General features: G+C 62.4%; 17 protein-coding genes. 10 read left to right on the plus strand and 7 right to left on the minus strand.

Going from position 1 to position 17535, the window contains the following annotated elements:
* Positions 1-2: 2 nt before the first annotated feature.
* Entirely contained in the window at positions 3-377 is a 375-nt protein-coding gene (locus tag FJ423_RS04640; protein ID WP_140839619.1) for a hypothetical protein, read from the plus strand.
* Positions 378-394: 17 nt separating this feature from the next.
* Here FJ423_RS04640 and FJ423_RS04645 read toward each other — a convergent pair whose 3' ends face one another.
* The gene (locus FJ423_RS04645; protein WP_181174724.1) at positions 395-805 is read right to left on the minus strand and encodes a cupin domain-containing protein; all 411 of its coding nucleotides are present in this window, start codon (positions 803-805) and stop codon (positions 395-397) included.
* 113 nt (positions 806-918) lie between these two features.
* Here FJ423_RS04645 and FJ423_RS04650 point away from each other — a divergent pair, with 113 nt between their 5' ends.
* The 5 genes from FJ423_RS04650 to FJ423_RS04675 all read left to right on the plus strand — a co-directional run bounded on the left by FJ423_RS04650 (position 919) and on the right by FJ423_RS04675 (position 5821).
* A complete protein-coding gene (locus FJ423_RS04650; RefSeq protein WP_095768956.1) occupies positions 919-1710 on the plus strand; it encodes an ABC transporter ATP-binding protein in 792 nt (263 codons plus the stop codon).
* A gap of 463 nt (positions 1711-2173) precedes the next feature.
* Positions 2174-3052 (plus strand): ABC transporter permease, encoded by an 879-nt coding sequence (locus tag FJ423_RS04660; protein WP_140839623.1) that lies wholly within the window; start codon positions 2174-2176, stop codon positions 3050-3052.
* Positions 3049-4203: an ABC transporter permease gene (locus tag FJ423_RS04665; RefSeq protein ID WP_140839625.1), complete on the plus strand. Its 1155-nt coding sequence runs from the start codon at positions 3049-3051 to the stop codon at positions 4201-4203. The genes FJ423_RS04660 and FJ423_RS04665 overlap by 4 nt, the downstream gene beginning before the upstream one ends.
* Before the next feature lie 39 nt (positions 4204-4242).
* Positions 4243-5214 (plus strand): ABC transporter substrate-binding protein, encoded by a 972-nt coding sequence (locus tag FJ423_RS04670; RefSeq protein WP_095768959.1) that lies wholly within the window; start codon positions 4243-4245, stop codon positions 5212-5214.
* 169 nt (positions 5215-5383) lie between these two features.
* Positions 5384-5821: a CHRD domain-containing protein gene (locus FJ423_RS04675; RefSeq protein WP_140839627.1), complete on the plus strand. Its 438-nt coding sequence runs from the start codon at positions 5384-5386 to the stop codon at positions 5819-5821.
* Positions 5822-5886: 65 nt separating this feature from the next.
* On the opposite strand, the gene FJ423_RS04680 is transcribed toward FJ423_RS04675, so the two are convergent.
* From FJ423_RS04680 to FJ423_RS04695, 4 genes are all read right to left on the minus strand, one after another.
* Positions 5887-7536, minus strand: a complete 1650-nt coding sequence (locus FJ423_RS04680; RefSeq protein ID WP_140839629.1) for a thiamine pyrophosphate-binding protein — start codon at positions 7534-7536, stop codon at positions 5887-5889.
* The gene (locus FJ423_RS04685; RefSeq protein WP_140839631.1) at positions 7533-8705 is read right to left on the minus strand and encodes a CaiB/BaiF CoA-transferase family protein; all 1173 of its coding nucleotides are present in this window, start codon (positions 8703-8705) and stop codon (positions 7533-7535) included. Before FJ423_RS04685 ends, FJ423_RS04680 begins: the two co-directional genes overlap by 4 nt.
* Positions 8706-8788: 83 nt before the next feature.
* Positions 8789-9721, minus strand: a complete 933-nt coding sequence (locus tag FJ423_RS04690; protein WP_140839633.1) for an alpha/beta hydrolase — start codon at positions 9719-9721, stop codon at positions 8789-8791.
* Positions 9722-9928: 207 nt separating this feature from the next.
* Entirely contained in the window at positions 9929-10144 is a 216-nt protein-coding gene (locus FJ423_RS04695) for a hypothetical protein (RefSeq protein ID WP_140839635.1), read from the minus strand.
* Positions 10145-10544: 400 nt separating this feature from the next.
* Here FJ423_RS04695 and FJ423_RS04700 point away from each other — a divergent pair, with 400 nt between their 5' ends.
* Positions 10545-11012 (plus strand): hypothetical protein, encoded by a 468-nt coding sequence (locus FJ423_RS04700; protein WP_140839637.1) that lies wholly within the window; start codon positions 10545-10547, stop codon positions 11010-11012.
* Positions 11013-11233: 221 nt separating this feature from the next.
* Positions 11234-12244: a ribonuclease gene (locus FJ423_RS04705; protein WP_095768964.1), complete on the plus strand. Its 1011-nt coding sequence runs from the start codon at positions 11234-11236 to the stop codon at positions 12242-12244.
* 28 nt (positions 12245-12272) lie between these two features.
* On the opposite strand, the gene FJ423_RS04710 is transcribed toward FJ423_RS04705, so the two are convergent.
* Complete coding sequence (locus FJ423_RS04710) at positions 12273-13550, minus strand: GGDEF domain-containing protein (protein WP_140839639.1); 1278 nt, start codon at positions 13548-13550, stop codon at positions 12273-12275.
* Between the two features lie 266 nt (positions 13551-13816).
* Between FJ423_RS04710 and ettA the strand changes: the two genes are divergently transcribed.
* Positions 13817-15466, plus strand: coding sequence for an energy-dependent translational throttle protein EttA (ettA, locus tag FJ423_RS04715; protein WP_140839641.1), 1650 nt, complete (start codon positions 13817-13819; stop codon positions 15464-15466).
* A gap of 355 nt (positions 15467-15821) precedes the next feature.
* On the opposite strand, the gene FJ423_RS04725 is transcribed toward ettA, so the two are convergent.
* Positions 15822-16616, minus strand: coding sequence for a DpnI domain-containing protein (locus FJ423_RS04725; protein WP_348642876.1), 795 nt, complete (start codon positions 16614-16616; stop codon positions 15822-15824).
* Between the two features lie 31 nt (positions 16617-16647).
* Here FJ423_RS04725 and tam point away from each other — a divergent pair, with 31 nt between their 5' ends.
* Positions 16648-17430, plus strand: a complete 783-nt coding sequence (gene tam / locus FJ423_RS04730; protein ID WP_140839647.1) for a trans-aconitate 2-methyltransferase — start codon at positions 16648-16650, stop codon at positions 17428-17430.
* Positions 17431-17535 lie beyond the last annotated feature (105 nt).

Here is a 17535-nt window from a genome sequence, read left to right on the forward strand (position 1 = left end):
CCATGCGGGCTCTTCATCTTGCGATCACGGCGGCCGTGATACTTGCCGCCGGCCAGGCTCTTGCCGCCGGCATCGACCTCAGCAAGCCCTATGGCGACAAATATGGCTGCATCAACCGGAACGGCCAGCAGGTCGCTGCCGACAAGATGCTGCTTTTGACCGACAAGGAACTGATCACGGCGGCCAGCGCCTGCACCTTCAGCGACCGCCAAGCGCGGGCCGATGGATCGCTGGTGGTGACGGCAAAATGCGAGGCTGAGGGCGAAGAGGGACAGCCGACCAGGTTCACCATCAAGCGCAGCGTGAAGAACGCGAAGAAGCTGGTGGTGGCTGACGAAGACGGCAATGTGATGGGCGAAGTCGCGCGATGCAAATGACGGTCATCCCGTCAGGGTCAAGCGACGAGGCCATCCAGTTCCGGCAGCAGCACGACGCTTTCCTGCTCGTTGGGATCGGTGCGGGCGATGACCGCGGAGGAGGGCGCCCCGCTCAGATTGGCGGGCAGATGCGGCACGCCCGCCGGAATGTAGAAGAGGTCGCCGGCCTTGACGACGGTGTGGTGTTCGAGCCGGTCGCCGTACCAGGTGTGGACTTCACCGGAGAGCACGTAGATGGCCGTCTCGTGGCTTTCATGCATGTGCGCCTTGGCGCGCGCGCCGGGCGGCATGGTGAGAAGATGCATGCAGATGCCGGAGGAGCCGACGGTTTCGGCGGCGATGCCAGCGAAATAGCTCAGCCCCTGCTTGCCTTGATAGGTGCTTTCGGGGCGAACGAGACGACAGGTGGGTTTAGGCGACATCGGCAAGGCTCCGGGCGGCGTCGATCGGGTGGGACAGGACGAGTGGAAAGCAACGCTATCATAAAATCAACCGGATTGCGGACAGCGCGGCAGCGGCTGCGAAAGGCAGGCTGTAGCCAATGACCGAACAGCCGCCAGCCGTCGTCTCGGCAAGCAAGCTCGGCCTCACCTTCCAGACCAATGACGGTCCGGTGCAGGCGCTGTCCAATGTCGATCTGACCATCGGCAAGGGCGAATTCGTCTCCTTCATCGGCCCGTCCGGCTGCGGCAAGACCACCTTGCTGCGCGTCATCGCCGATCTCGAGAAGGCGACCGCCGGGGCGATCTCCGTCAACGGCATGACGCCGGAGCAGGCGCGCGAGAAACGCGCCTATGGCTATGTCTTCCAGGCGGCGGCCTTGTTCCCGTGGCGCACGATCGAGCGCAACGTGGCGTTGCCGCTGGAGATCATCGGCCTCAGCCAAGTCGAGCAGGCGGAGCGCATCAAGCGCACGATGGAGTTGGTCAACCTTTCCGGCTTCGAGAAGAAATACCCCTGGCAGCTTTCCGGCGGCATGCAGCAGCGCGCCTCGATCGCGCGTGCTCTCGCCTTCGATGCGGACCTGCTCTTGATGGACGAGCCGTTCGGCGCGCTTGACGAGATCGTGCGCGACCATCTGAACGAGCAGCTGCTCGATCTCTGGGCGCGGACCAACAAGACGATCTGCTTCGTCACCCATTCGATACCCGAGGCGGTCTATCTGTCGACGCGCATTGTCGTGATGTCGCCGCGGCCAGGCCGCGTCACCGACATCATCGAATCGACGCTGCCGAGAGAGCGGCCGCTCGACATCCGCGAGACGCCTGAATTCCTGGCGATCGCCGCACGGGTGCGGGATGGCTTGAGGGCAGGGCATAGCTATGATGATTGAGGGGCGGGAGGATGAGCTCTCTCCTCTCCCCTCCGGGGAGAGGGTCGCCGCGCAGCGGCCGGGTGAGGGGACGGCCACTCGCGCCTTCGTCATCCTAGGGCGGAACAGGCGCGCCACCCCGCGTGTTAAGGAAGTCGGCCATCGCGATTTCGTCATCCTAGGGCGTAGCGACGCGAAGCGGAGCGCAGACCCTAGGATCCATTCCGTAATGCTGGTCGAAGGGCGTAAGCGGCTCAGAATACCCGACGAGCAGAGCGTGGCGCAGGGAGCTGTATTCTGGAACGTTGCGGAGCTCAGAAGTAACGGAATGGATCCTAGGGTCTGCGCCGCGTCGCTTCGCTCCTTGCTCCGCCCTCGGATGACGAAAAATACCCGCGCCGCAGCACTCCAGTCGAACGTGCCCGGCCTTCGCTTCGCTCCGGCCACCCTCTCCCCGTGGGGGAGAGGAGAAGGGCAGCGCTAGATGGACACCTTCCGCTCGAAAATCATGCCCGTCACCAGCATCCTCGCCGGCGTGGTGGTGCTCTGGTACGTCTTCGCCGTCATCCTCAACGCGCCGTTCCAGCGCGATCTCGACGCCAGAGCCAAGGAAACCCCCGGCGCCGTCGAATTCATCGGCAAGACGCTGGCGCAGCCGAAGCCGACGCTGCCGGCGCCGCATCAGGTGGCTGTGAATTTCTTCGAAAACACTTTTCTGCGGTCCGTCACCTCGAACCGCAGCCTGGTCTACAACGCCTGGGTGACGCTGTCCTCGACGCTGCTCGGGTTTGCCTTCGGCACGGCGCTTGGCATCGTCATTGCGGTGGGTATCGTGCATGTGGCGACGCTCGACCGCAGCCTGATGCCATGGATCATCGCTTCGCAGACCATTCCGATCCTGGCGGTGGCGCCGATGATCATCGTAGTGCTGGCGGCGATCGGCATCACCGGCCTGATTCCCAAGGCGCTGATCTCGACCTATCTGTCGTTTTTCCCGGTCGCCGTCGGCATGGTGAAAGGCCTGCGTTCGCCCGAGCTCATGCATCTCGACCTGATGCACACCTATAATGCCAGCGCCTCGCAAACCTTCTGGAAGCTGCGGGTACCGGCCTCGGTGCCATTCCTGTTTACGTCGATGAAGGTGGCGGTGGCGGCAAGCCTCGTCGGCGCCATCGTCGGCGAATTGCCGACGGGTGCGGTCGCCGGCATCGGCGCGAAGCTGCTTGCGGGCGCCTATTACAGCCAGACCATTGATATCTGGTCGGCGCTGGTCGCGGGGTCCGTCGTCGCGGCGCTGCTGGTGATGGTCGTGAGCATCGCCGGACGCCTGGTCGACCGCGCCATGGGCGGGAGGCCGGCATGAATTGGCTGAAGCCATCATGGCAATCGGTGCTGGCAATCCTGCTTTGTCTCATCGCCTTTGCGCTTGGCGCAATTACGAAGCCGGAGGCAGCCGCGCTGGCGGAGCCGGCCGCAACGCTGGCCTATCCCCATATGGGCGCCAAGGGGCTGATCATCGGGCTGCTGCTCATTGCGGCGCTGGTCTCGACCTTAAGGCTGACGCCGGTCGTTGAGGCCATCGTGCTCTTCGTCGGCGCCCATGCCGCAGCCTGGCTCTTAGTCAAAGGCATAGCCGGTTTCGAGGGCACGGCGCTGGCGCCATATTTCCTGCTGCTTGCTGCTGCCTGGCTGCTTGCCTGGCGCTGCGTTGCCTTGCTCTCCTGGTTGCGTCCGAGCGGGAGCGTCGCAAGGAACGCGCTGCGCCTGATCGTCCCGGCGATCTTCGGTGCCTGGATCCTGATCATCTGGGAAGCGGTGACACGCGGTGCCGGCATCCCCTTCATCCTCTTGCCGCCGCCGAGCGCCATTGGCGCGCGGATCGCCAACTCGCTGCCGATCCTGGGATCGGATGTGCGGCAGACGATCTTCAAGGCGGTGCTCATCGGCTATGTCGTCGGCAATCTCGCCGGCTTCGCCGTTGCTATCCTGGCCGACCGTGTGCCGTTCCTGCGGCGCGGCCTGCTGCCGATCGGCAATATGGTTTCGGCGCTGCCGATCATCGGCGTGGCGCCGATCATGGTCATGTGGTTCGGCTTCGACTGGCCGTCCAAGGCCGCTGTCGTCATCATCATGACCTTCTTCCCGATGCTGGTGAATACGGTGGCGGGCCTTGCCGCATCCGGGCATATGGAGCGCGACCTGATGCGCACTTATGCATCGGGCTATTGGCCGACCTTGCTCAAGCTCAGGCTGCCGGCGGCCATGCCGTTCATCTTCAACGCGCTGAAGATCAACTCGACGCTGGCGCTGATCGGCGCCATCGTCGCGGAGTTCTTCGGAACGCCAGTGGTCGGCATGGGATTCCGCATCTCGACGGAAGTCGGGCGGATGAACATCGACATGGTGTGGGCCGAAATCGCAGTTGCAGCACTGGCGGGTTCGGTCTTTTATGGCGTGGTCGCTCTCATCGAGAGAGCCGTCACGTTTTGGCATCCCTCTGTCCGAGGTGGATAGGGGCGGTGGGTTTGGGTGCTAACTTCAGAGGGTAATAAGATGAAAAGACTGCTGATTTCTGCTCTGGCCGGCGCCATGTCGCTGGCCGCCTTCCAGGCGATGGCCGCCGACAAGGTGACACTGCAATTGAAATGGGTCACGCAGGCCCAGTTCGCCGGCTATTATGTCGCCAAGGCCAAGGGCTTCTATGACGCCGAAGGCCTCGACGTCGACATCAAGCCGGGCGGCCCGGACATTGCGCCCGAGCAGGTGATCGCCGGCGGCGGCGCCGACGTCATCGTCGACTGGATGGGCGGCGCGCTCGCGGCCCGCGACAAAGGCGTGATGCTCGTCAACATCGCCCAGCCGTTCAAGAAGGCGGGCATGGAACTGGTCTGCCCCAAGAACGGCCCGATCAAGACGGAAGCCGACTTCAAGGGTCATACGCTGGGCGTCTGGTTCTTCGGCAACGAATATCCGTTCTACGCCTGGATGAACAAGATCGGCCTCAAGACCGATGGCGGCCCCGACGGCGTGACCGTGCTCAAGCAGAGTTTTGACGTGCAGCCGCTGATCCAGAAGCAGGCCGACTGCATCTCGGTGATGACCTATAATGAATACGGTCAGGTGCTGGACGCTGGCTACAAGCCGGAAGACCTGGTCGTGTTCAACTACTCCGCGATGGGCAACGACCTTCTGGAGGACGGGCTCTACACGCTCGAGGACAAGCTCAAGGATCCGGCCTTCGAGGACAAGATGGTGCGCTTCGTGCGCGCCTCGATGAAGGGCTGGAAATACGCCACGGAGAACACCGACGAGGCGGCCGAGATCGTCGTGGACGCCGGCGGCCAGGACGAGAACCACCAGAAGTTCATGATGAAGGAAGTGGCCAAGCTGGTCGACAATGCCGACGGCAAGCTGATCCCGGCCGCTTACGAGCGCACCGCCAAGGCGCTGCTGGACCAGAAGATCATCAGCAAGGAGGCGAGCGGCGCCTACACGACCGCGATCACCGACAAGGCGATCAAGTAAGGTCCGCTCTCAGCGCGGAAGTTGGAAAGGGGCGGGCGACCGCCCCTTTCTCGTTGCCCCGCGGTAAAATAACCGTGTGCGCCGGGATACATCGGGCCGCTCAGCCGTTGATTGGCGCATCCGCGCGTCGGGGAGCCGCGAAGGATGCTGCAATCAACGGAGGTTCTTCATGCGCATCCTATCCGTGCCGATGCTTTCGGCCTTGGCCGTTTCGACCGCCTTCCTTCTTGCATCGCCGGCCATGGCCGAGATGGTGAAGTACAAGGCGACGCTCGACGGCAGTCAGCAGAGTCCGCCCGTCACCACCAAGGGCAAGGGAACCGCCACACTCACCTTCGACACCACCAGCAAGAAGCTCAGCTGGAACGTCAAATATTCCGGCCTCAGCGGGCCTGCCGTGGCCGCCCACATCCACGGCCCGGCGGATATGGGCGCAAACGCGGACCCGGTCATCCCGTTCAAGAAGCTGAAGAGCCCGATCAAGGGATCGGCGACGTTGACCGACGCGCAGGCAGCCGATCTGGAAGCCGGCAAATACTACGTCAACGTCCACACCGCCAAGAACAAGGACGGTGAGATCCGCGGCCAGATCGAGAAGGCGATGTAAAGACGCAAAAGGGGCGGTTCACCGCCGCTTTTGTCGTGCAGCCGGCAGAAAGGCAGCAGGCTGCCTTACGCCTTGTCGCGGATCTGCGTCAGCGTGCGGGTCGGCGTGATCGCTTCGGGATCGAGCTTGATCTCGACGATCGCCGGCTTGCCGCTGGCGCGCGCGCGTTCGAAGGCCGGCGCGAAGTCGGCGGTTTTTTCCACCGTCTCGCCATGGCCGCCATAGGCGCGGGCGAGCGCCGCGAAGTCAGGGTTCTTGAGGGTGGTGGCGACGACGCGGCTTGGATATTCCCGCTCCTGATGCATGCGGATCGTGCCGTAAATGCCGTTGTTGACGACGATCACGACGATCGGCAGATCATACTGGACAGCCGTCGCGAACTCCTGGCCGTTCATCAGGAAGCAGCCGTCGCCGGCGAAGGCAACCACAGTGCGATCCGGGAACAGCGACTTGGCGGCGACCGCCGCGGGCGTGCCGTAGCCCATCGAGCCGGACGTGGGCGCCGCCTGCGTGCCGAAGCGGCGCGAGCGGTAGAAGCGATGCACCCAGGTGGCATAGTTGCCGGCGCCATTGGTGAGGATGGCATCTTCCGGCAGAACCTTTCCGAGGTAGTCCATGATCGGGCCCATCTGGACAGCGCCCGGGCCGGTCTGCGGCGGCGTCGACCATTCGAGATAGGCGGCGTGCGCCTTTTCCGTCTCGGCCGCCCAGGCAGGCTTGGCCGTTGGCTTGCGCCTGGCGAAAGCCTCGACAAAAGCGGCGGGCGACGCGTTAATCGCTATCGTCGGCCGGTAGACGCGGCCGAGCTCGCCGGCATCGGCATGAACATGCACCAGCGCCTGGTCGGGGTAGGGACTCTTCAGCAGCGTGTAGTCGGAAGACGGCATCTCGCCAAGGCGGCCGCCGATCAAGAGCACGACGTCGGCCTGCTTGATCCGCTCCGCCAGCTTGGGATTGATGCCGATGCCGACATCGCCGGCATAATTCGCATGCAGATGGTCGAACAGCATCTGGCGGCGGAAGGAGCAGCCGACCGGCAGCGACCAGGCCTCGGCGATCTGGCGTAAATGCGCCACCGCTTCCTCGTTCCAGCGCGTGCCGCCGAGGATGACGAACGGCCGCTTGGCGTTGCTCAGCAACATCTCCAGCGCGTCGAGCTCGGCTTCGCCCGGGCGCGTCTCGACCGGCGTGTACGGCAGCGCTTCCGGAGCCTCGACCTCGCTGGTCAGCATGTCCTCGGGCAGCGAGATAACCACCGGGCCGGGACGGCCGGACGTCGCCACAGCGAAGGCGCGCGTGACGAATTCGGGGATGCGCGCGGCATCGTCGATCTCGACCACCCATTTGGCGATGTCGCCGAAGAAGCGCTTGTAGTCGACCTCCTGGAAGGCCTCGCGCTCCTTGGCGTGGCTGGCGACCTGGCCGATAAACAGGATCATCGGCACCGAATCCTGCATGGCGATATGGACGCCGGCCGAAGCATTGGTGGCGCCGGGGCCGCGGGTGACGAAGCAGATGCCGGGCTTGCCGGTCAGCCGACCCTGGCAGTCGGCCATCATCGCAGCACCCCCTTCCTGGCGGCATACGATGGTGCGGATCGAAGAGTCGTGCAGCGCGTCGAGGACGGCGAGATAGGATTCGCCCGGAACGCAGAAGATGCGGTCGGTGCCGTTCGCTTCCAGCGCCTCGACGATCAGTTGTCCGCCGGTCTTCATTTTGCTCTCTCCAATTCGGCAAGGATTTCGTCCGTGTGCTCGCCAAGGCGCGGCGAGGGGCGTTCATAGACGAGCGGCGTGCCCGACATCACCATCGGCGCGCGCACCGAAGGCAGGCGATTGCCGTGGCCGTCGTCGAGATCGAGCCGCATGCCGCGCGCGATGGTCTGTGGGTCGTCGAACATCTGGCCAATGGTGTTGATCGGGCTTGCCGGCACGCCGGCAGCCTCGAGCTTCGCCAACAGCGGATCGCGGTCCCAGGTGCTCAGCGTCGCGATGATCAGCTCGCGCAGCTTGGCGCGATTGGCGACGCGGGCGGGATTGGTGGCGAAATCCGGATTGGCGGGCAGATCGGTCAGCCCGACCGCCGCGCAGAACTTGCCGAACTGGCCGTCATTGCCGACCGCCAGGATGATGTGGCCGTCCCTGACCGGCAGCACCTCGTAAGGGGCGATGTTCATATGCGCATTGCCCATCTGCACCGGCGACTTGCCGGAAATCAGATAATTGAGGTTCTGGTTGCCGAGCGCTGAGATCTGGCTGTCGAAGAGCGCCATGTCGATATGCTGGCCCTCACCGGTCTTTTCGGCGTGGCGCAGTGCTGCCTGGATGGCGATCACCGAATAGAGGCCGGTGAAGAGATCCGAGATGGCGACGCCGGCCTTCTGCGGCTCGCGGCCGGGCTCGCCGGTGATCGACATCATGCCGGCCATGGCCTGGATGATGAAATCGTAGCCGGCGCGCGGCGCGTAGGGACCGTCCTGGCCAAAGCCGGTGATCGAGCAATAGACGAGGCCCGGATTGATCGCCTTCAGGCTCTCGTAGTCGAGGCCGTATTTCTTCAGGCCGCCGAGCTTGAAGTTCTCGATCAGCACGTCGGCGGTGGCGACCAGCTTGCGCAGCGTCTCGGCACCGTCGGGCTTGGAGAAATCGACGGCGATGGAACGCTTGCCGCGATTGCAGGAGTGATAATAGGCGGCCGACAGGTTCTCGCCGTCATGGCTCATGACGAAGGGCGGACCCCATTTGCGGGTATCGTCGCCGCCATCGGGGCTCTCGACCTTGATGACATCGGCGCCGAGATCGGCGAGCAACTGTCCGGCCCAGGGACCGGCCAGGATGCGGGCGAGCTCGATAACGCGGATGCCTTTCAGCGGAGGTTCGGCCATGGATCACCGTAATGGGGTCGGAAACGCAGGCTCTATCAACAGCAGCCGCACCTGTCACGGCCCTTGCAGTGGGCCAAGCCGGATCAGGATTTGAGCACGCTGTCCGCCCAAGCGACGAAATCATTCATGACGGCATCGCGATTGATATCGTTCAGGCTTTCATGGCGGGTTTCCGGGTAAACCTTTGAAACCAGATTCGAAAAGCCCATGGCCTGCATGCGCGTTGCCAGGTGATGGACCGCCTTGCCGTAGTCCGACGCAGGGTCCTTCTCGCCACCGACAAGGTTGATGAAGAGATCGCGGCGGACGCCGGTGAAGCTGGAATCCTTGCCGGCGTGAAGCGCCATGTCGACTACGTCGCGCCACATCGAGACCGACGCATCCCAGCCGCAGAGCGGGTCGGCGATATATTTGTCGACCTCGACCGGGTCGCGCGACAGCCAGTCGAACGGGGTCCGGTGATTTGGCACCGCCTTGCCCCAAGCCTGGAAGGTGAGCTTGGGCAGAAGCCGCGACGGCACGTCTGAGCCGAGCCGCATCCGCTCCCAGCCTAGAATGCCAAGCGCCAGTTGCCCGAGCCGGCCTTGCGAGAAATTGCCGTTCCAGATCGCGGCGGCATGGACACGCCCGGAATGGCGCAGGACAAAGTTCAGCGCCACCGAGGCGCCCAGCGAATGTCCAAAGGCGATCACCGGCAAGCCGGGATGCTCGGCCGCGATCAGGTCGTGCACGGCCTCGACATCGGCGATCACCTTGGCGATGCCGTCGCTATCGGCGAATTTGCCGAGCGGCGCGTCGGGCGCCTTCGTCGCGCCATGGCCACGATGGTCATGGGCATAGACATGGAATCCGCGCGGCGCGAGATAATCGGCAAAGCGGGCATAACGCGCCGCGTGCTCGGCCAGTCCATGGTTGATCTGGACCACGGCGCGTGGCTTCGCCTCCGCGTGTTTCACATAGAGGTTGAGGTCGGCCCCGGTCGGTGAGGCCAGGCTGGTCTTTCTGTCAAATGGCATGTGTCGCTCCCTCGGCGACTGTTGGGCGCGGCGTTTGCCGGCGTCAAGAGGATGAGCGCGCTTGCCATCGTGCTACGCCGGCGTTTCGGAAACCCTTCGCGATGTCGAATGGATTGTCAGCTTGATCGACGCCCGTGCCGAAGCGCCGAGACGGCCCGCGACCTGCAAGAAAAAGGCCCCGGCCTTGTGAGCCGGGGCTGGACTGGTCTAGAATAGATCAAGCTGTGAGGACGGCGAGACGCCGGGGAACTTCATCCCGGTGTTGATCTCACTTACGCGGCCCTGGTTGATCCGGAAACGGGCAGCGATATCGTGCTGCGTCATTCCGAGGTTGAGCAGGTGCTTGATTTTTGCCGCCATTTCCGGGGTAACGTCCGGAGAACGACGGCGGCGCGGGAATGGGACAATATTGTCCTCAGTCATGTGCGCTTTTCCTTGTTCAGCGCGCACTATCCGAGTTGAAAGGCCGTCAGACTCGCTGTATAAACTCCGAGTCAACGGGAGGCTTATATAGCTTCTTTCGACCTTGCCTGACTCGGATAGCAATCGACTTCAGGCTAGTCATGAAAGGCGGGTTCGCATTCGCACTGCGGCCCGCCTTTTTGCTGCCCCGAATCAGTTCGGTTCAGCAGTCTTCACAATTACCAAAAGTCCACACGGAATCCGAGTCGATTTGTCGCAGCCCGCGGCCAAGTTGTGTGGAAAGGGCAGTTATCCCTAGCTTAGCAGAGCGGGACGGTGCAGCTCATGATGGCTGGGTAGCTTTCTGGACACTAAGCCTTGGGTGTCGCATCCTCTTCTTGGGAGAAGGGGAAGGCTTGCAATGACCCGCGGATTCAAAGCTATCCCAGTTTACACTGCTAAGGATTATCCTCTTATCCGCAAGCTTGCCGGCGCCGATGACATGCCGGAGACTTGGGAAGAGTGGCATACGGATTTTGAAGCTTCCAAGGCGAAGAGACTCCATCGACGCGACTTCACCCACGCCAAAGTCCTCGTTAGGCCCGGCAAATTCAAAGCGTGGCTAGACGAAAACTCACTCTCGGCCTCGGAACATGCGAGACAACTCTACGCTCAGGAGCGCCTGGATTCAAAGCGGGCAAGAGAAGAAGGGCGCCACGAGATGGAGCAGATGCTAATCGTCTCACAACGGCAACTGCTATCCTATTATATGCAGCCACGGCCACGCGTGGCGCATCACAAGCCCGTCCCCAAAGGTCCGGTCGGCTTTATCTATGCGGCCATAGCCGGATTGTACCTCGCGTGGCTAGCTCATCATTGGCTTGGTTGAAGGCCCCGCGCGCAATCTCGTAAAGCGCCGGATTTCAAAATGATGCACTACCGGGAAATCGGTCATCTCGCAGAGGCGCGCAGGGCTCTTGCGAACATGCCAATGGGAAGCGCTCAGCTGGGGATTGTTTTTTCGAGCGGCGAAAAAGATCGCAATTCTGACACGTCGACTGTTCTAGTGTGACGTATCCAATACGGTTCAATGATCGCCGGGAGAGCGGGATGCGGGTTTGGGCATTATGGGGTTCGATGGTGCTGGCGCTGGCCGGCGCCGGGGTGGCGCATGCCGACGTGAAGATGAGCGGCACGTTCGTTGCCGACAGCGCCTGCCCGGCGACGCAGGCCATCAAGAGCGGCAAGAACCCCGGCAACATCTCGACCGAAGCCGGCAAAAGCTACGACCTTCTTGCCGGCAACAAGGACGAGCCCACGCACTACCTTATCCAGGTGCCGGGCGCCGATCCCGAGCGGCGCTGGGTGAAGATCAGCTGCGGTCATGTCAGCGGCGGCAGCGCTGCGACAATGCCGGCGCCTTCCGGCCAGGCCAAACCGTCGCCGTCAGCCTCCGGAAAACCCGAATATGTCTTTGCGCTGAGCTGGCAGCCGGCTTTCTGCGAGACCAAGGCGAGCAAGCCCGAATGCAAGGCACAGAGCCCGAGCGAGTTCGATGCCTCGCACTTCACGCTGCATGGGCTGTGGCCGCAGCCGAACGGCAATTTCTACTGCCAGGTCTCGGCGAACGACAAGGCCAATGACAATCCGGCGCATTGGGGAGACCTGCCGCCGGTCGAGCTCGACGCAAAGACGCGTGCCGAGCTCGACCAGGTGATGCCGGGCACGGCGTCCAGGCTCGAGCGCCACGAATGGATCAAGCACGGTACCTGCTACGGCAAGAACCAGCAGGACTATTTCTCAGATGCGCTGAACCTGATGCGGGCGGTGAACGCCTCGGCGGTGCGCGATCTGTTCAACAAGAACATCGGCAAGCAGCTGACGTCGGATGCGATCCGCGGCGCCTTCAACCAGGCTTTCGGTCCCGGCGCCGGGGATCGCGTACGCGTGTCCTGTCTGGTCGATCCGTCGAGCGGCAGGCGTATGATCGGCGAGATCACGCTCGGCCTGTCCGGTCCGATCGGCCCGGACAGCAAGCTGGCCGATCTCCTGATGGCGTCGGCGCCGACAGCCAAGGCCGGTTGCCCGAAGGGCACGGTCGACGCGATCGGTTTTCAATAGGCGAGAATTTTGGTCAGCCCGTTCTTTGTCAGGCTGATCTGGGGGCCGCCTGCAGGATGATCGCCTCGCTGCCGGGTTCGCCGACCACCCGGTCGCGGCCGCTCAACTTCGCCTTGTAGAGGCGCTGGTCGGCCAGCGCGAAAATGTCGGCAAGACAGCGCGTCGTCTCGCTGACGGTGGAGACGCCGGCACTCACGGTGATGTTGTAGCGGCCGGTATGCGCCGAGGTCTTCGTGGCGTTCCTGATAGTCTCGCCGAGCAGCCTGGCCGGCGCGTGCGACTGTTGCGTCAGCACGGCGAATTCCTCGCCGCCGATGCGGAACACCTGATCGTTGCCGCCGACGGTCTCGGCCAGCAGGGCAGCCATCGATTTCAGCACCTTGTCGCCCTCGGCATGACCGAAGCTGTCGTTGATCGACTTGAAATGATCGACGTCGACAATGAGCAGGCTGAGCGGCTTGCCCATCCTGATGGCCGACGATACCGCGGACTCGCCGTCGGCATCGAAACTGCCGCGATGCAGCAGGCCGGTGAGGCCGTCGCGGCCGACATATTTGATCAGCGCTTCGTAGCGTTCGCGATAGGTGAGGGCGTCGAAAATGTCGGAGAGGCCGCGCGGCACAGCGACATCGTGGTCTTCGACCCATTTCAGATAGGCGACGAGCATACCGCTATAGGCAAGCGCGGCGCCCATCTTTGCGAACCAGCCGCCGAAGAAGACCTCGAGCGGCGCGCCGGCGACGAAATGCAGCGCGGTGAAGAAGCCGGCCTGATCGAAGGTGAGCACGCAGGCGACCGATGCGAGGATGCGCATGAATGGCCTAGCGCGCAGATAGCTGCCGAGCTTCTCGTAGAGCAGAATGATCAGGATGGAGTCGACGAAGAGCAGCGAGGTGCCCCAGACCATCAGCCAACCCATCTCGTCGATGAAGGCGATGTCGGGAAGCTTGCCGCTTGGAAGTGGAGCGATCGCGTGCAGGCGCAGGACCAGCACCAGCCCGATCATCACGGCGTTGCCAAGCAGCAGGCCGTAGATCGGCTGGCGAACCGTCGCCGCATCCTCCTTCATGTAGAGCAGAAGCAGCATGACGAGCTTGCCGGAGAAGAGCACGGCGGAGCCCGGCGACACCAGCCCGAACGGCAGCGCGACATAGAAGACGCTGGCAAGGTAGGTTTCGAGGAAATGCATGACGCCGAGCGCGCAGATGAACACGCCAAGCCCGATGCGGCGCCGGAAACGGAAAAGCGTGACCATGGCGCCGAAATAGAGAACCGCTTCGGCAAGGAGCAGGGCACCGTTCAGCACGTCGTCGATCCGATCCTTCCCCGAAACCGCAGCGTGGCCGCGATTTCCCAACCTAACATCGTTTTGAAGGCGAATGGTTAAGCTCTGATTTCGCACGATCGCGAGAGCGCCGAAAAAGCCCTGAGTGAATTTGGGCACCGCAAACCGGCGAATCCGCGCGGATTGGCGCGTTTCGCGCCGAAAGCGATTGCCGTTCGACGCTTCATCGCCTACATAGCGCCCAACCCCCATCCACCTTGACACTTCAGTTTCCAGGGAAAGCGCGCGTGGCTCGCCAGTTCATCTATCACATGTCCGGCCTGTCGAAGGCCTATGGCACCAAGAAGGTGCTCGATAACGTTCACCTGTCCTTCTATCCGGATGCCAAGATCGGCATTCTCGGCCCCAACGGCTCGGGCAAGTCGACGATCCTGCGCATCATGGCCGGGCTCGACAAGGAGTTCCAGGGCGAGGCATGGCTGGCCGAGGGCGCAACCGTCGGCTACCTGGCGCAGGAGCCGCAGCTCGACAACACCAAGACCGTGCGCGAGAACGTCATGGACGGCGTCGCCAGGAAGACCGCCATTATCGAGCGCTACAACGAGCTGATGATGAACTATTCCGACGAGACGGCGGACGAGTCGGCCAAGCTCCAGGACGAGATGGACCGGCTCAATCTTTGGGACCTGGAGCAGCAGGTCGAAATGGCGATGGACGCGCTGCAGTGTCCGCCACCTGACTCCGAAGTGACCAACCTGTCGGGCGGCGAGCGCCGCCGCGTGGCGCTTTGCCGGCTGCTGCTCGAGCAGCCCGACCTCTTGCTACTCGACGAGCCGACCAACCATCTCGACGCCGAGACCACGCAATGGCTGGAAAAGCACCTGCGCGACTATCCGGGCTCGGTGCTGATCATCACCCACGACCGCTACTTCCTGGACAACGTGACCGGCTGGATCCTCGAGCTCGATCGCGGCCGCGGCATCCCTTACGAGGGCAATTACACCAAATATCTCGACGCCAAGGCCAAGCGCCTGATCCAGGAAGGCCGCGAGGACGACGCCCGCCAGAAGTCGATCTGGCGCGAGCGCGAGTGGATCCAGTCCTCGCCCAAGGCGCGCCAGACCAAATCCAAGGCGCGTATCAAGGCCTATGAGGAACTTGTCGAGCAGTCGCAGAACCGCAAGCCGACCGACACGCAGATCGTCATCCCGTCGAGCGAGCGCCTCGGCAATCTCGTCATCGAGGTCGAAGGCCTCAACAAGGGCTTCGGCGACGAGCTCCTGATCGAGAACCTGTCGTTCAAGCTGCCGCCGGGCGGCATCGTCGGCGTCATCGGCCCGAACGGCGCCGGCAAGACGACGCTGTTCAAGATGATCACCGGCCAGGAAACGCCGGATGCCGGCTCGATCCGCAAGGGCGAGACGGTGCGGCTCGGCTATGTCGACCAGAGCCGCGACGCGCTCGACCCGAACAAGACGGTATGGGAAGAGATCTCCGGCGGCGCCGAAGTCATCAAGCTCGGCAAGCACGAGGTCAACAGCCGCGCCTATTGCTCGTCGTTCAACTTCCGCGGCGGCGACCAACAGCAGAAGGTCGGCAACCTGTCCGGCGGCCAGCGCAACCGCGTCCACCTGGCCAAGATGCTGAAAGGCGGCGGCAATGTTCTTCTGCTCGACGAACCGACCAACGACCTCGACACCGAAACGCTGGGCGCTCTGGAAGACGCGCTCGAAGCCTATGCCGGCTGCGCCGTCATCATCAGCCACGACCGCATGTTCCTCGACCGCATGGCCACCCACATGCTCGCCTTCGAAGGCGACGCGCATGTCGAATGGTTCGAGGGCAATTTCGAGGAATATGAGAAGGACAAGCTGAGGCGCCTGGGCGCCGAAGCGGCGACTCCGCACCGCATGACCCACAAGCGGCTGACGCGGTAGGAACTTGGCTTGGCAGATTACCTGTAGCCTGGCTTCAAGCCGAGTTTCGAAGTCGAACTTCGTCGGCAAATGCTTCAGCGACTGTGGGCGTGTCAAACGCGCCCACAGGCTTGTAATCGGGTCTATGCTCGGCTGTCGGTGGGGAGGCGAGTACTACAAAGCGGTGGTCTTCTTCCACAACCAGCACGCTTAGGTCGTGACTATCCAATGCAGTGACGTTGCGAGCCTCGCAGTAAGGGCATTCGCTGTCGCAACCGCAGGACCATTGTTCGACCCAGTATTGATCACAACGATAGCAGTGATAGCTATTGAGATACCACGCCATTTGATCCCCTGATCCCCCAAAAAAAGATCATTATACAGTCAAACGGTATCGTCCGCGACCGATGAATTCGAGGTATCCGCGATCTCTTAGATACTGCAGCTGCTGACGAATCTTCGGCTTCACATTACTGTTGTTTGGGTATTTCTGGGAAAGGAATCTTTCGAAGGAGTAGGCGTCCCCAATATCGAATTCGCTGCGGCCGAGCTGATCAAGGCACTTCATCATGTCGAGCAACCAGCCCCGCGCGTTGGAGTCCGCGTCACGCAGAAATCGGGTCCGCTGCCAAGCAGAGACAACTAATTCCTTCGGGGTCACGACTCCATCTCGGACCAAATAGATTCTGCCCGCATCTGGAATATGCGAGATGACGATGTTCGACCCAATCCAGCCAGCCCTGCGAGCGTGAGGTCCTAATGGAGGACGCGCTTCAACAATATCTGGCGTAAAAAAATGCTTGGGAATCATACACACGGAGAGAACCATCCTGCGATCGAGATTGTACTTGAGCAGGATGAAATTCGGGTTTGTGTTTGATGTCAGACGTTCGATTTTCTTTCCATACGCTCCATTAGCTATCTTCGCGCCGAACTCCCCTTTCTTGCTCTTCAGCTCATATTGATCTGAGCAGCTGTCACAGAAGAGATCGGCAACAGGAAGATTCGCGGTGAACCGCGTTAGCCGACCGGTTCCGCAGTTGGGGCAGTAAAGCCACTGAGCCGCCCATTCCTCGGTCCACACTCGTGCATTCTGCGATCCGCTGTTGTAAGACGCTTGCGTTTCCCTAATCCGAACTCCACGTTCTCTCTCGTCGGCTGGCTGATGAATTCAGTGGTGGAGCATACGATACGAGTTGCTAATGAGTTTAACTCCAAGAACCGACTGGTCCGCCGCCCAATATCTGAAGTTCGAGGATGAGCGCACACGGCCCGCGAGGGATCTGGTGGCGCAGGTGCCGGTCGATTTTCCGCGTCGCGTCGTCGATATCGGCTGCGGTCCCGGCAACTCGACCGAGCTTCTGGTCGAGCGCTGGCCGGATGCCGAGGTACTTGGTTTCGATACTTCGCCCGACATGATCGAGAAGGCGCGGGCGCGGCTGCCGAATGTCAATTTCGAGCTGGCGGACGCCGCGGGATGGCAGCCCGAGCATGCCGTCGACGTCATTTTCGCCAATGCCGTCTTCCAATGGCTGCCGGAGCATCCGGCGGTGTTCCAGCGGCTGATGGGATTGCTGGCGCCAGGCGGCGCCCTCGCCATCCAGATGCCCGACAATCTCGGCGAGCCGTCGCACCAGTTGATGCGCGATACGGCGGCCGAGATGCCGTTCTCGGCGAAGCTCGAGGGCGCGGCGCGCGGGCCGCTGCCGCCGGTTTCCTTCTACTACGATCTTCTATCGCCGCTCGCCGACCGGCTCGACATCTGGCATACCATCTACAACCATCCGCTGGCCGATGCCGAGGCGATCGTCGAATGGGTAAAAGCGACGGGGCTGAAGCCCTTCCTCGATCCGCTCGATGCGGATGAGAAGAAGCTGTTCCTCGACAGCTACACCGCCAAGATCGCCAAAGCCTATCCGAAAACGGCTACCGGCAAGGTGCTGCTGCGCTTCCCGCGCATCTTCATCGTGGCCAAGCGCGCTTGAGCATCCACCACCTGAATGCCAGCGGTGGTTGTCGAATTAAGCTGGAATAAACCGGGCAAATGCGACAAGTGTAGCGCCTCGCCTCGGCACAACTTGGCGCCCCCT

The sequence above is a fragment of the Mesorhizobium sp. B2-8-9 genome, assembly GCF_006439475.1.
GTDB lineage: Bacteria > Pseudomonadota > Alphaproteobacteria > Rhizobiales > Rhizobiaceae > Mesorhizobium.